This window comes from Flavobacterium arsenatis (genome assembly GCF_031456785.1).
Classification (GTDB): Bacteria; Bacteroidota; Bacteroidia; order Flavobacteriales; family Flavobacteriaceae; genus Flavobacterium; species Flavobacterium arsenatis.
The window spans coordinates 47,324-61,328 of record NZ_JAVDVI010000008.1 but is presented as its reverse complement, the minus strand read 5'-3'; the positions used below and the strand labels follow the sequence as shown (position 1 = coordinate 61,328).

Genomic DNA, 14,005 nt, shown 5'->3' with positions numbered 1-14,005 from the left:
TGGCGAAGGGTTCCAAGCGAAATGATTAAATTTACAAATATGCTCCTGAGGTATCTGTTTAATAAATAGCATATAAATGCAAACAATTAGTTTTATCAATTGAAAAAATAAACCAGTTGCAAAATAGAAGAATTTAAAACGATAGCATTAAACCAAAGGAACTACTGTGGCAATTCATTTAAAATCCAGTACTGAAATTAATTATTGAAATACTATGAAAGCATCAGACCTATTTGTTAAAGCCTTGGAAAATGAGGGCGTTGAATATATTTTTGGACTACCGGGTGAGGAAAATTTAGATTTTTTAGAATCTTTAAGAAAATCAGAAAAAATCGAATTAATCCTTGCAAGGCATGAGCAAGGAGCTGGCTTTATGGCCGCTACTTATGGCCGGCTCACTGGCAAGCCGGGGGTTTGTCTCGCTACGCTAGGGCCTGGAGCTACTAATTTAGTAACACCTGCAGCTTATGCTCAATTGGGGGCAATGCCAATGGTTATGATTACTGGGCAAAAACCCATTAAAAAGAGTAAACAAGGAAAATTTCAAATTCTGGATGTCATTAAAATGATGAATCCACTTACCAAATATACGAAGCAAGTCACCCATAGTTCGCATATCCCTTCTATGGTTAGAGAGGCATTTCGGCTAGCCCAAGAGGAACGACCCGGAGCGGTTCATATTGAGCTTCCGGAGGACATTGCACAAGAGGAAGTGAAAAATCCTAGGATATTTGATGTGGTTGATTACAGGATTCCTAATGCCGGTGAAAATACCATTGATCAGGCTGTAAAAATGATTGAAGAGGCAGAGAAGCCAATAATGCTTATAGGTGCTGGGGCCAATAGAAAAAGGGCGAGTATTGCTCTTACAAATTTTATCGATACCATAGGGATTCCTTTTTTTAATACCCAAATGGGAAAAGGAATTATAGACGAACGCCATCCTTTATACCTGGGAACCGCTGCTTTGTCGGATCACGACTTTTTACACGAGGCCATCAAGGGAGCAGATCTTATTATTAACGTTGGGCACGATACCATTGAAAAACCTCCTTTTTTCATGCTCGCTGAAGACAAGCGAAAGGTCATTCATCTCAACTTTTTTCCAGCAGAGATTGATGAAGTGTACTTTCCTCACCTAAATGTTATTGGCGATATTGCTAATAGTGTTTCTCAATTGACTGAAAAGCTAAAACCCTTAGCCAAAAGCTGGAATGTTGATTTCTTTCTCAATATAAAAGCCAATGTAACCAGCCATCTAACAAAATATGAAAAGGACAATCGCTTTCCGGTTTTACCACAGCGTTTAGTAAAGATGATACGTGATGTTCTCCCAGATGATGGTATCATCACTTTAGATAACGGGATGTATAAAATCTGGTTTGCTCGGAATTATCCGGCCTATGTGCAAAATAGCTTACTTCTGGATAATGCTTTGGCAACCATGGGTGCAGGTTTGCCCTCGGCTATGATGGCAAAAAAATTAAATCCAGATAAAAAGGTGATATCCATAAACGGAGACGGTGGATTTATGATGAATTCACAGGAGTTGGAAACCGCCATACGTATGAAATTGGATTTGGTAGTGATTATTTTAAATGACAATGCCTATGGTATGATTCAATGGAAGCAAGAGGATTTAGGGTTCAAGAAATATGGTTTGGATTATGGAAACCCTGACTTTGTTAAATATGCCGAAAGTTTTGGAGCCAAAGGCTATCGACCGGATTCGGTAGAGGAATTTCAACAAATCTTGAAAAAAGTAATGAATTCCAAAGGCGTTCATCTTATTGATTTGGCTATTGATTATTCCCTTAACCATGAGATTTTGAACGTATTGATAAAAAAATATTCAAGTGAACTTAAAAAATAAGATGATGAGTAAAGCAACAACGATTAACCCTGCAAATGGGGAAACAGTAAATGAATATGAAAGAATAGATTTAGTAAAAGCTAAAGAGAAGATAGCTTCAGCAAAGGAAGTCTTTACATCATGGAAGCAAACAAGCTTTGCAGAACGTTCGAAATTAATGCATACGCTTGCCGACCATTTTGAAGGCAATAAAGAAGAATATGCCAAACTGGCTACGACAGAAATGGGAAAAACCATTGTTCAGGCGAGAAAGGAAATTGAAAAATGTGCCTGGATATGCCGCTTCTATGCGGATAAATCAGAACACTTTTTGGCAAATGAGACAGTTGAAACAGAAGCGACCAGAAGTTACGTTACCTTCCAGCCGATGGGAGTCATTTTGGCTGTGATGCCTTGGAATTTTCCGTTCTATCAGGTGATCCGATTTGCAGTGCCGGCAATAATGGCCGGGAATACCGGGGTGTTGAAACATGCCTCCAATGTACAGGGAAGTGCTTTTGCCTTGGAAGATGCTTTCGTGAAGGCAGGGTTCCCAAAAGGCGTGTTTACTAACCTAAATATAAGTGCAGAAAACGTTAAAGATATTATTGAAGATAAGAATATCGTAGCGGTAACCCTAACAGGAAGCGATCCCGCAGGAAGGTCAGTAGCAACTATAGCAGGAGCTAACCTAAAAAAAACCGTATTGGAACTAGGGGGCAGTGATGCTTATATTATACTAGATGATGCAGACATCGATGCTGCTGCAGAGCTTGCTACGTTTGGAAGATTACAGAACAATGGTCAAACCTGTATAGCGGCGAAACGTTTTATTGTTCTCGATTCGATATATGATAAGTTTCTGGAAATATTCACAAATAAGATGCGAAATGCCAAAATGGGGGATCCAATGGATGAGACCAGCTATTATGGTCCTATGGCAAGATTCGATCTACGTGATGAACTGCATGAACAAGTTCTTAAAACCGTTTCACAAGGAGGCCGACTCATTCTGGGGGGAGAAATACACGAAGGAAAAGGAGCCTATTATCCAGCGACAATATTGGTAGATGTACAACCAGGGATGGAAGCTTTTGACAATGAACTTTTTGGTCCGGTAGCTTCGGTTATCCGAGCAAAAGATGAAAGTGAAGCCATTGCACTAGCGAATAATTCTCAATTTGGTTTAGGATCGGGAGTGATCACATCAGATAAAGAACGAGGTGAAAAAGTGGCATTACAACTTGAAGCCGGGAGTAGCTTTGTGAATAAATTGGTCACTTCAGATCCTAGGTTGCCATTCGGAGGTATCAAAAATAGCGGGTATGGAAGAGAACTTTCCAGTTATGGTATTCGGGAATTTGTGAATATTAAATCGATTTGGATAGATTGAAAAAGCGTGTCGAAAGAGAAACCGACACCACTTCATTTAGGATTCAAATCGTGAACGGACTGTCTCAAGGCCCATTTAAAGCTATTGGAGTCGTATATCTTTCGTTTCCATACTTTCGATGAATTTGCAAAGTGAAATTTATGAAAAATGACACCATGTCCAATTAATGATTAGGCATGTCAAAAAGTGTAAATTTATTTTGGAATGTTTGTTCCGTTTTCATTATCTTTGCGGAACAAACATTCCAATATTAATATTAAAAAAAGAAAAATGAGTAAATTAAAAGAAAAAATTGCCGTTGTTACAGGCGGTAGTGCAGGAATTGGTTTTGCGAGTGCCAAAGAATTTAGCGCACAGGGTGCCAAAGTGATTATCACAGGCCGAAATCAGCAAGCTATTGATGAAGCAGTAGCAAAATTAGGGAACAATGCAATAGGAATTCGTGCCGATGCAATACATATCAAGGACACCGAAAATTTGGTAGCACAAGTAAAAAGTCTTTACGGAAAAGTTGATATTTTGCTGGTTAATGCAGGCGTTTCCCATCAAGAACCGATAGGACATATTACAGAAGAAACTTTTGATACGCTAATGGATATAAATTTTAAAGGTGCTGTATTCACAACCGAAAAATTTATTCCTATTCTTAATGACGGTGCTTCAATAATTCATCTGACCTCTGTTAGTGCCTATACTTATGCAACTGGAACTAGCATCTATTCAGCCAGCAAAGCGGCACTAACAGCCTACAGTAAATCAGCAGCTGTTGAGTTGGCAGGCAGAAAAATTAGGGTAAATACAGTAGCACCTTCTATGACAGAAACGGATATGATTTACAGAGGTGAATTTGGAACTGAAGAAATACACAATTTTCTTAAAAGCAAGTTTATGCCTTTCAATAGATTTGCGAAGCCTGAGGAAATAGCCAAACTTGTTACCTTTCTTGCTTCCGATGATGCATCCTTTATTTCGGGTGCGGAATATACTATTGATAGCGGAGCTTCTGTGAACGCTGTTCGTCTCTAAAAAAATTTGATTAAAATCGGAACATTCGTTCCTGAATTTTTTTATCTTTGTACAGTAGTTCACTACTTTACAAAGATTTTTTATTATGGCACGGACAAAAGTATTTGATGAAAATGATGTTTTGGACAAAGCAATGAATCTGTTTTGGCAAAAAGGCTACAATGCCACCTCGGCCCAGGATTTGGTCGATAATCTTGGCATAAGCCGTTCAAGTTTATATGATACTTATGGTGATAAGCATTCTCTTTTTGTGAAAGCACTAAAGCAATATCGCAAAGAAAGAGTTGACCCCGTGCTTCAAGAAGCAGATGTGGTGGAAGATGTAGAGGCCTACATAAGATTTTTTTTTGAGTCGGTTCAGAAAGAAGCACTGAGCGATAATAGCTCAAAAGGTTGTTTTATAATTAATTCAGTAGTAGAGTTAGCACCTGTTGATTCAGAAATTGCCGGTATTGCCAATTCCATCATGAACGATACTGAAGAGGCTTTATGCAAAGTCATCAAAAAGGGACAAGATACAGGGGTCTTTACGACTAAATTTTCCGCCCGATCTCTGGCAAGGTTTGTTTTTAATTCACTGAATGGACTGCGTGTTACTGTAAAATTTGATGCAGATAAAAAGATGTTTGATGACATTGTGAATGTCTGCCTGTCAGCGTTAAGGGTGTGACAATTGGCTCTTATGAGATATGAAGCTAAATTATGTTGGGGTAAACGTTGTGCAAAAAAAAATTATCGAGACCCAAAATTGTAGAAATTTTTAGGGTCTCGATTTTATCCCTTTCGCATTAAGATTAAATGAATAATTTGGTATATGCCCAAAGCAAAAAGCCAATAGATCTTAAGATTTATCGGCTTTTGTATCCATTTGTTTTTAAATCAGTGGGCTGTCAGGGATTGAAATCGAACATTTAATTCCAATTTTGACTTTTTTTGAAAACTTAAGCTTTATAAAATGTTCTAATCCCACTTCTCTCAGTTTTAAAATAAAAATATTGACAATCTATCAATAAGAGTATAGACTACATTAAAGAGAATCTTAATGAAGAACTTTCTCTGGAAAAATTGGCTAGTCTTTCTAATTTTTCCAAATTTCATTTCATAGAATTTTTAAGTCGGTAGCAGGAACAACAATCAATGAATTTATTAAAAAGGAAAAGATAGAGAAGTCTCTTTTTTTACTTAATGAACAATCCATCAAAAACAATTATTAAAATTGCTAATGATTGCGTTTTTTAAGTAACAAACAAAATATGACGTCTTTATATTAAATCAAAGAGCCAGAATAATTTCTTTCAACTGTATATCTGCTGTAAAAAATCATTGACCTGCGAAGGTTTTCTTCCCAGAATTTTTTCCATGTGCGGGCTTTCGCTATCCAGTTCTCCGATTCGAGCTGCCTGTGCAAAGCCTGCCAGCATTTTTATCTGCATTCTGGGTGCACCTTTCTTTACTGCTGTATTTATAAATGCTTTTGGGTCGGGACTCAGATAGGTAATATTGTGTCCTTTTATTTCAGAAATTTTCTGGGCAATTTCTGTAAAGGAAATACTGTTGCCCGATATCTCATAGATCTTGTTGGTATGACCCCGCGATGTCAAAATAACCGCTGCGGTTTCTGCCATCTCGCTTCGGAGCGTAAAAGCTATTTTGCCCTGGCCTGCCGGCAGAAAAATACCATCTTCTACAACTTTTTCACCTAAAAATTCTGGAAGCATATCCATATACAAGGCATTTCTCAGAATTGTAAAGTTCATGCCGCTGTTCATAATAGCCGTTTCTGTCGCCAAATGTGATTTTATAATAAAATAAATAGGCGAGTCCCTATCGTCACTCTTGTGCTGCTGGCTGGTATAGTGAATATGCTTTACCCCAGCATTTTTAGCTGCTTTGACAACCAGTTTGTGCTGTGCTACACGGTTCCTCACATCACTTCCGGAAACAAAAAGCAGCTTATCTATACCTGAAAATGCTTTGAGTAAAGAATCATAATCTTCATAATCTCCAAAAACAACATGGATACCTAAAGATTTCAAGTCTGCTGCCTTGGCTTTGTTCCTTACCATTGCATAAATGTTCTTTTTTTCTAAACCATTATTGAGCAGGGCTTTCAGCACCCCTCTTCCAAAATGTCCGTTTGCACCGGTTACCAATATCTTGTCCATTTTTAAACTGAATTTGTAAAAGTTAAAATGCGATAAAAAAAAACTGCATTTTACCGCATTACAAGAACTTAATTACTGAATCGTATAGCTTTTAGTATCCATTTCTGCCAGTCTGAAATAGCCAAAAGCGTAATTTTTGCTATCGGTCTGATTGACAATATTACCACGGACTGCACTTGGTATGGTTGGGAAAGGGCTGCCATCATTACCGGAAGCCACTATTAACCTGTACATGTAATTGTAATAGTTTTTTGAAATTCCGTACAGTCTTATGTCTATCTGGTCCCCAACTTTTAACTTTTCATGCGAATAGGATTCCTGCATTAAATTACCATTAGTATGCTCATCATTTTCAACTTCAAGCTCGGGGAACGGTGTGTAAGGCTGAGTAACACTGCTCAGATAATAATTGGCCTGATCTGCATCATCCTGATAGTAGAATGTTATTTCAATTTCATCACCGGTATCGCCTCCATTGTTGTTCTGATCAATAGTATCTTCAATTTCAGGCACAGCTGTCAATGTTTCCGAAGCAGTATAGGTCTGCCCATTCAAAACAATTTTTAAGTTATAGGTCTGTCCGATAACAGGAAGGAAATTATTGCAGACATATTGCCCGGTTCCGGGAATTTCTACAAATTCAAAGACCGTATTTGACGGGTTTGTTACAGTAACTACTGCTCCGGAGACGGTCGGGAATTCGGGGCTGTAATAACTGGTCGTTGTCGACAATACAATCTTTTGTTCATTGCCGGCCGTATTTTTTACCCAGTCTATAGAAGCGTCTATAACCAGTCTTGGCGGTGCTGTATCAAGATCGGCAGTAATAACGTCTTCGCATCCTGTCAAAAACAATCCGGCGGATAGTATGAGAATTTTTTGTAATAGTTTCATTTTATATCTTTTTAAAAGTTAAAAGTCTGTTATTTATTTTTTAAAATTTGAAGTTGTAGCTCACACTCGGAACAATACCAAAAATGGATGTTCTTCTTGTCTCGCTTGCTCCCGTATCTTCATTCTGTCTAAAACTGTACGAGGCTGCATTGCTTCTGCTGTAAAGATTGTAGATACTGAAATTCCATTCACCCTGCCATCCTTTTTTCTTGTCGGGTTTAGGAGTATAAGTTGCAGATACATCCAAATGGTGGTATGCAGATAAAGAATCGTCATTTCTTGCTCCGTAACTCGCCACAGTGATACCCTGGTATTGGTATTTTCCATTAGGAAATGTAGCAGCTTTTCCGCTTTGGAAAGTAAAAATACTCCCAAATGTCCATTTGGGATTTAAAGCATAAGCGCCCGTAACAGATAAATTATGCAATTTGTCATAATTAGCCCTGTACCATTCCCCGTTATTTATACCCGTTTCATCTGCATTTCTGCCTGGTGTTCTTTGTTCTGCTTTAGAAATAGTATAGGAAACCCAGCCCGTCAGCTTTCCTGTGTTTTTTTTGAGCATCAGTTCTAGGCCATACGATCTTGCTTCTCCGTTTAAAAGCACCCTTTCTATAGCATCGATTCCAAGTAAATCTGCACCGTCAATATAGTCTGCCTTGTTTTTTACTTTTTTATAAAAGGTTTCTGCTTCAAGGGAATATCTGTCGTCCTTGAAATTGTGAAAGTAGCCCAGTGCTACCTGGTCTAAAATTTCCGGCTTAAGGTATTGGTCACTAGGGGCCCAGATATCAAGCGGAGTTGCAGAAGCGGTATTTGAAATTAGATGCACATACTGGCTCATTCTGATGTAGCTGGCCTTGATGGATTGGTCGCTGTTTAGCGAATAAGCAACGGCAAGTCTTGGTTCCAAGTTGTCAAAACTTGCTATCTTTTCGTTTTTCTTGTAGTTTATTATTCCTGTAGGATCAGCCTCCTCATAAATTTGAAACTCCTGATTGAAAACAAGGGGCTGATTATTGGCATAGGTGTACACTTCCTGTGCACCTAATCTTTGAAAGTTACTGTAGCGAAGTCCATAATTCAGTGATAATTTTTCAGAAAGGTTTTGTTCGGCACTGATATATGCGGCATTTTCAAAAGCATATTTTTTGGCGATCTGATCCGGATTGATGGCTGAACCCTCTCCAAACGGTCTGATTGTTCCAGGATTAAAACTATAGTAGATTGAATTTATACCGTAATTTAAAGTCAGGTCATTTGAAAAATAGTGCTTAAAATCATATTTAAAATTGTAATTTTTTATATCTGATTTCCAGTCAAGACCAACGGTTTTCACTTTAATACGATAATCATAATCACTGTAGATGGCAGATGCGTTAGAGAAAATCTTATCTGAGAATATATGGTTCCATCTTAGATTAAAAAGCTTATTACCGTAGACGTTTATAAAGCTGTTATTAAAATTCAGGTTGTCGTTACCAAAATAACCTGATACGAAAACATTATTTCTATCATTGAATTTGTAATTGAACTTGGTGTTTAAGTCGTAGAAATAGGCTGAATTTGGTTCATTTGCCATTTTCAAAAAAAGATGTGCGTAAGACCCTCTCCCTGCAACCACAAAAGAACTTTTATCTTTAACAATAGGACCTTCAACAAGCAGTCGGCTTGAGACTAATCCTATACCTCCGTTAACATGATACTCCTTGTTATTTCCTTCCTTTTGATAAATATCCAGGACAGATGATATACGTCCTCCAAAATTAGCGGGAATCCCTCCTTTGTAAAGTTTTAGATCTTTGATTACATCGGAGTTGAAAACAGAAAAGAATCCGAATAAATGCGAGGTATTGTAAACAACGGCTTCATCAAGCAGTACAAGGTTTCCATCAACAGAACCTCCCCTGACATTGAAGCCCGATGCACCTTCCTGGGCATTGGTAACTCCTGGAAGCTGCAATATCGATTTCAAGACATCCACTTCGCCCAAAACGGCAGGCATCTTTTTTATCGTGGCAATAGAGAGTTTATTGGTACTCATTTCAGGCTTTCTGATGTTTGCTTTTGTCGTATTGCTTTTAATTACAACTTCGTCCAATGTCTTGCTGACTTCTGTCAACCCAAAGTTCATCTTTGTGTTTTCGGTCAGCGTGATAGTTTCTTCGATAGTATCAAAACCCATGTAGCTTATGATAATGGTGTAGGTCCCTTTTGGCAGTGTCGTAGTATAAAATCCGTAAGAATTGGTAGTAATGCCTACTTTTGCTTCCGGAATGTGAATGTTTACGCCGATTAGTGTCTCGGTATTGGACGCATTGGCTATTGTGCCGCTAAGGGTAACTTTTTCCTGCGAATATGTATTGACTACAAAGACAAAAAAGAGTAATAGAAGGGGGTGGATGCTGCTTTTCATTTATTAAAATTTAGGATTAAATGTTACATTTCCCGGCTAAAGTATATTTTTGCTGAACCCGTATATTTTATATATACAAAATGCGTTACTTTATATAGTAAAGTAGCATTTTCATATAGTAAAAAAAATGCATACCAAGATTTCATCGAAAGAAGCTGGATTCTTAAAGCAAAAAATCATTACTGGGATATCCTTTTTTTTCTTGTATGTTATTATTTAGGCGCTGGAAAAGGTTTACTATCTTAAAATCCTATTTTGGTATATAAATAATGTGCTTTCGTATAGTAAAAATTTATAATTTTCGCATATTGCTACATTTGCTGGAAAACTAAAATAGTCCTATGAATAAATCTTTACCCAGAAAAACTATGGATACCAAGTGGATGGTTGAGTTTTTCATTTCAGAAAAATTCCGATTTCACCGCCATTTGATGCTGATCGCATTCAGTATCGTTGTTTTGTATTACAGTCCGCCGGACTATGTACAGCCTTTCGAGACCTATAATCGAATAGTCATTTTTTCCCAGATAATTTTATTGGCCTACAGTAATATGTATTTTTTTGTGCCTAAATTTTTGTTGAGAAAAAAATATCTGAATTTTGGCCTTTCTGTGCTTTCAGGTATTATTTTGGCGTACGTTATACATCGGGCTGCTTCTTATTATTTGAGGCCTTATCTACTGCCTTACCAGGACGACGATATTAACTTTTTTACCTATTCCTTTATGATCATGGTGCTTATTATTGCATCGGCAGCAATTAAATTATTCCAGCAATGGATATCTGATGCCCAGCTGATTCACGATCTAGAACTGGCAAAGGCTGGTGCCGAACTGGAACAGCTCAAGAATCAGATCAATCCGCATTTCCTTTTTAATATGCTCAATAATGCCAATGTCTTGATTGAAGACGATCCCAAAAAAGCTTCGCAGGTCTTGGTGAAGCTGGGCGACCTACTTCGTTATCAGCTTTATGACAGCTCCAGGGATAAAGTTTTATTGACTTCAGAAATCCATTTTTTGGAAGATTTTTTAAACTTGGAAAAAGTCAGAAGGGATAATTTTAATTTTTTAATATCCAAGGAAGGTGAGTTGAGCGGTGTCCAGGTTCCTCCCTTATTATTTATTTCATTTGTAGAAAATGCCGTAAAACATAATAATGATGCAGCGAAATCATCCTACGTAAATTTGTTCTTCGATGTTCGCCGGACTGAGCTTTTTTTCAAATGCATAAACTCAAAACCCGCCGTAAAAGCAATTAATAAGCCAGGTGGATTAGGCATCGCCAATATTCAAAGAAGATTGGAACTCCTGTTCCCTTCGACACATGATTTGAAAATAGAAGACAATTCGGAAACCTACTGCATTACCCTAACTTTAAAATTGTAAAATGAACTGCATTATAGTAGATGATGAGCCATTGGCAAGAAAGGCAATCCAAAAACTGGTTAATGAGACAGAAAATCTGGAAGTTATAGCCTCATTTAACGGAGCGGATGCTACAAGGGAATTTCTGGCGAAAAACACTGTTGATTTAGTGTTTCTTGATATCCAGATGCCGGGAGTGAACGGAATTGAATTTGCCAGGACTATTCCTAAAAATACCCTAGTGGTATTTACTACCGCTTTTCATGAATTTGCTTCTGAGAGTTATGAAGTCGACGCCATCGACTATTTGATAAAACCTGTAAAATTAGAACGCTTTCAAAAAGCAGTAGAAAAAGCACAGACGTATTGCAAATTATTCCACACTGACCATATAGACAGCAATATAGAAAACATAACCGATGACTATATTTTCGTAAGGGCAGATCGCAGAATGTTTAAGGTACATTTCAGTGACATCCTTTTTATCGAAGGTTTAAAAGATTACGTGGTTATTTATTTAGAAAATCAGAAAGTGATTACCCTGATGAATATCAAGACCATTCATGATTTGCTTCCAAAAAGTTTCTTTGTCAGAGTCAGCAAATCTTATATAATCAATGTAAATAAAATAGATTCTGTAGATAACAATACTGTATATATTGGAAAAAATGAAATACCAATCGGAAATATTTACAGGGATTTCTTTTTTAATGAATTTGTAACAAAGAAACTTTTGAATAGGTAATAAATGATACTTTTTTTTGCCTTGTAATGGGTACATTCATTTTGATAAAAGATAATGAAGTTAAACCTTTTCTAATACAAGAGTTAATACACTAGCTCTTTAATTCTTATTTAAATTAATTAAAATGATTTTTGAGTTATATGCTTAAGTAATTTTATATTTCGGTAGTAATCAATAATTTATACTTTTAAGAATTATTATTAGAGATGATCTCTATAGAAGTTTTGCTTTTTAAATACATCTTTAACACTAAACAACTGATTATCAATAAATAACTAGTGTATGACTCAAAATGATTTTATTTGAGGGTTCCGAACCTAAAATTTTTAGTAAGATTGTGAAGGGTTAAATTTATTGGGTTTTCGGCATAAAAAAAACCTCAATTTTCATTGAGGTTTTTCTTAGTGGGCGATGAGGGGTTCGAACCCCCGACCCCCTCGGTGTAAACGAGGTGCTCTGAACCAGCTGAGCTAATCGCCCTAAATGCGAGTGCAAATATACACTATGAATTTATATTTGCAAGCTATTTTGAGTAAAAAATTATTCTTTTTTTATGTCTTTCAACAAAACTCTATCCGAATAATTGATGACTTCTACGGTAATCTTCTCATTTTTAGAATTTTTACCTTCAACCGTGTATAGTTTCCCACTTCCTTCCTTTATGTTACTTCTGTCGAAATCTACATCACCATAGGTAAGTGTTTTTTTGATATCGGCAGTATCGACCCATTTTTGAGTCAGTTTTTCCTTTGCAATGTCTGAATAATGGAAAGGTTTGCTTCTCAAATCTTTCAAAACCCTGGCATTTGGAAAATAACTGCAACTGGTTTCTTTTCCGTTAAGGATAAAAAAAAGAAATACCAACCCGATGGCAAACCCGGAAAGGTAATAGGCAAAACGTTGATAAAACTTCATTTATTTAAATTTTGGGCAAAGGTAAGTCAAAGTAATATTAAAACACAATTAAATTGATGTCGCTATTCGGAATTCCAAACCATTCGCCGATGGCTTTATTGGTAAGGATTCCGTGGTAGAAATAAACACCGTGTTTCAGACCGTTGTTGCATCTAATGGAACTTTCAATCCCGCCATCTTCGGCAATCTGCAATAGGTAAGGAGTGATGATATTGCTAATGGATAACGAAGCTGTTTTGGAATAACGCGAAGGAATATTGGGAACACAATAATGAACAACATCGTGTTTTATAAAAGTTGGTTTTTCGTGTGTGGTTACTTCCGAAGTTTCGAAACAGCCACCGGTATCAATACTTACATCAACGATTACAGCACCTTTTTTCATGTGCTCGACCATCGTTTCGTTTACAATAATCGGGCAACGGTCACGTCCTTTCATTGCTCCAATGGCAACATCACAACGGCGAAGTGCTTTCAGTAAAGATTTTGGTTGTATGGTTGAAGTAAAAACCCTTTGATTCAAATGATTTTGCAATCTTCGAAGTTTGGTAATTGAATTGTCGAAAACTTTCACGCTTGCACCTAATCCGATGGCGGTTTTGGCCGCAAATTCGCCAACACTTCCGGCTCCTAAAATTACAACTTCGGTAGGAGGAACTCCTGTAATATTTCCGAAAAGCAAACCTTTTCCAGATTGACTGCTGATCATTAATTCGGCAGCAATTAAAACTGAAGCTGTTCCTGCAATTTCGCTTAAAGATTTTACGGCAGGATAAGTTCCGTCGTCGTCCTTGATGAATTCGAAGGCTAGAGCGGTTATTTTTTTCTTGTGAAGTGCTTCAAAATAGTTGGCTTGTCGCGTTTTGAGCTGAATGGCCGAAATAATAATCGTTTGTGGATTGATCATTTCTATTTCTTCAAGCGTTGGCGGTTCTACTTTTAGAAGCATCGGACAACCAAAAACTTTCTTGGTGTCCTTTGTAATTTCGGCACCTGCCTCGCTGTATTCTTTATCGGAATAGCTTGAAGCTTCTCCTGCACCTGATTCTACCATAACCCTGTGTCCGTGGGATGTAAGTGAATTTACAGCATCGGGAGTCAGGCAAATTCTACGTTCCTGAAAGGAGGTTTCTTTTGGAAGTCCAATAAAAAGTTCGCTCTTGTGTCGGGCGATTTCTAACTTTTCTTCCTGCGGAATTAGTTGCTGTTTGGTAAAAGGTGTCAGTGACATA

The 14,005-nt window shown here is 37.3% G+C and carries 11 protein-coding genes and 1 tRNA gene; 6 read left to right on the top strand and 6 right to left on the bottom strand.

The window, feature by feature from the left end; genetic code table 11:
- Positions 1 to 214: 214 nt before the first annotated feature.
- From J2X31_RS10295 to J2X31_RS10280, 4 genes are all read left to right on the top strand, one after another.
- Positions 215 to 1,873: an acetolactate synthase large subunit gene (locus J2X31_RS10295; protein ID WP_310026533.1), complete on the top strand. Its 1,659-nt coding sequence runs from the start codon at positions 215 to 217 to the stop codon at positions 1,871 to 1,873.
- Positions 1,874 to 1,877: 4 nt separating this feature from the next.
- A complete protein-coding gene (locus J2X31_RS10290; RefSeq protein ID WP_310026703.1) occupies positions 1,878 to 3,245 on the top strand; it encodes an NAD-dependent succinate-semialdehyde dehydrogenase in 1,368 nt (455 codons plus the stop codon).
- Between the two features lie 270 nt (positions 3,246 to 3,515).
- Complete coding sequence (locus tag J2X31_RS10285) at positions 3,516 to 4,271, top strand: SDR family NAD(P)-dependent oxidoreductase (protein WP_310026532.1); 756 nt, start codon at positions 3,516 to 3,518, stop codon at positions 4,269 to 4,271.
- 85 nt (positions 4,272 to 4,356) lie between these two features.
- The gene (locus J2X31_RS10280; protein WP_310026531.1) at positions 4,357 to 4,941 is read left to right on the top strand and encodes a TetR/AcrR family transcriptional regulator; all 585 of its coding nucleotides are present in this window, start codon (positions 4,357 to 4,359) and stop codon (positions 4,939 to 4,941) included.
- Positions 4,942 to 5,566: 625 nt separating this feature from the next.
- Here J2X31_RS10280 and J2X31_RS10275 read toward each other — a convergent pair.
- The 3 genes from J2X31_RS10275 to J2X31_RS10265 all read right to left on the bottom strand — a co-directional run bounded on the left by J2X31_RS10275 (position 5,567) and on the right by J2X31_RS10265 (position 9,746).
- Positions 5,567 to 6,436, bottom strand: a complete 870-nt coding sequence (locus tag J2X31_RS10275) for an SDR family oxidoreductase (RefSeq protein ID WP_310026530.1) — start codon at positions 6,434 to 6,436, stop codon at positions 5,567 to 5,569.
- A 72-nt stretch (positions 6,437 to 6,508) separates the two neighbouring features.
- Entirely contained in the window at positions 6,509 to 7,330 is an 822-nt protein-coding gene (locus J2X31_RS10270) for a DUF4249 domain-containing protein (protein WP_310026529.1), read from the bottom strand.
- Between the two features lie 40 nt (positions 7,331 to 7,370).
- Entirely contained in the window at positions 7,371 to 9,746 is a 2,376-nt protein-coding gene (locus J2X31_RS10265; protein ID WP_310026528.1) for a TonB-dependent receptor, read from the bottom strand.
- Positions 9,747 to 10,087: 341 nt separating this feature from the next.
- On the opposite strand from J2X31_RS10265, the gene J2X31_RS10260 reads away from it, so the two are divergent.
- Positions 10,088 to 11,134, top strand: a complete 1,047-nt coding sequence (locus J2X31_RS10260; RefSeq protein WP_310026526.1) for a sensor histidine kinase — start codon at positions 10,088 to 10,090, stop codon at positions 11,132 to 11,134.
- A 1-nt stretch (position 11,135) separates the two neighbouring features.
- Positions 11,136 to 11,858, top strand: coding sequence for a LytR/AlgR family response regulator transcription factor (locus J2X31_RS10255; RefSeq protein ID WP_310026524.1), 723 nt, complete (start codon positions 11,136 to 11,138; stop codon positions 11,856 to 11,858).
- A 405-nt stretch (positions 11,859 to 12,263) separates the two neighbouring features.
- On the opposite strand, the gene J2X31_RS10250 is transcribed toward J2X31_RS10255, so the two are convergent.
- The 3 genes from J2X31_RS10250 to J2X31_RS10240 form a co-directional block, all read right to left on the bottom strand.
- Positions 12,264 to 12,338 (bottom strand) — tRNA-Val (locus J2X31_RS10250).
- Between the two features lie 60 nt (positions 12,339 to 12,398).
- Positions 12,399 to 12,773 carry a DUF4258 domain-containing protein gene (locus J2X31_RS10245; protein WP_310026523.1) on the bottom strand — a complete coding sequence of 125 codons (375 nt, stop codon included), beginning with the start codon at positions 12,771 to 12,773 and terminating at the stop codon, positions 12,399 to 12,401.
- A 37-nt stretch (positions 12,774 to 12,810) separates the two neighbouring features.
- The gene (locus J2X31_RS10240) at positions 12,811 to 14,004 is read right to left on the bottom strand and encodes an alanine dehydrogenase (RefSeq protein WP_310026522.1); all 1,194 of its coding nucleotides are present in this window, start codon (positions 14,002 to 14,004) and stop codon (positions 12,811 to 12,813) included.
- Position 14,005: the final 1 nt, after the last annotated feature.

What these genes read in the sequence shown, in the direction of transcription:
- J2X31_RS10280 (WP_310026531.1), top strand. Translation starts at nt 4,357, where the DNA reads ATGGCACGGACAAAAGTATTTGATGAAAATGATGTTTTGGACAAAGCA.
- J2X31_RS10245 (WP_310026523.1), bottom strand. Translation starts at nt 12,773, where the DNA reads ATGAAGTTTTATCAACGTTTTGCCTATTACCTTTCCGGGTTTGCCATC.
- J2X31_RS10270 (WP_310026529.1), bottom strand. Translation starts at nt 7,330, where the DNA reads ATGAAACTATTACAAAAAATTCTCATACTATCCGCCGGATTGTTTTTG.
- J2X31_RS10260 (WP_310026526.1), top strand. Translation starts at nt 10,088, where the DNA reads ATGAATAAATCTTTACCCAGAAAAACTATGGATACCAAGTGGATGGTT.
- J2X31_RS10290 (WP_310026703.1), top strand. Translation starts at nt 1,878, where the DNA reads ATGAGTAAAGCAACAACGATTAACCCTGCAAATGGGGAAACAGTAAAT.
- J2X31_RS10240 (WP_310026522.1), bottom strand. Translation starts at nt 14,004, where the DNA reads ATGTCACTGACACCTTTTACCAAACAGCAACTAATTCCGCAGGAAGAA.
- J2X31_RS10265 (WP_310026528.1), bottom strand. Translation starts at nt 9,746, where the DNA reads ATGAAAAGCAGCATCCACCCCCTTCTATTACTCTTTTTTGTCTTTGTA.
- J2X31_RS10295 (WP_310026533.1), top strand. Translation starts at nt 215, where the DNA reads ATGAAAGCATCAGACCTATTTGTTAAAGCCTTGGAAAATGAGGGCGTT.
- J2X31_RS10255 (WP_310026524.1), top strand. Translation starts at nt 11,136, where the DNA reads ATGAACTGCATTATAGTAGATGATGAGCCATTGGCAAGAAAGGCAATC.
- J2X31_RS10285 (WP_310026532.1), top strand. Translation starts at nt 3,516, where the DNA reads ATGAGTAAATTAAAAGAAAAAATTGCCGTTGTTACAGGCGGTAGTGCA.
- J2X31_RS10275 (WP_310026530.1), bottom strand. Translation starts at nt 6,436, where the DNA reads ATGGACAAGATATTGGTAACCGGTGCAAACGGACATTTTGGAAGAGGG.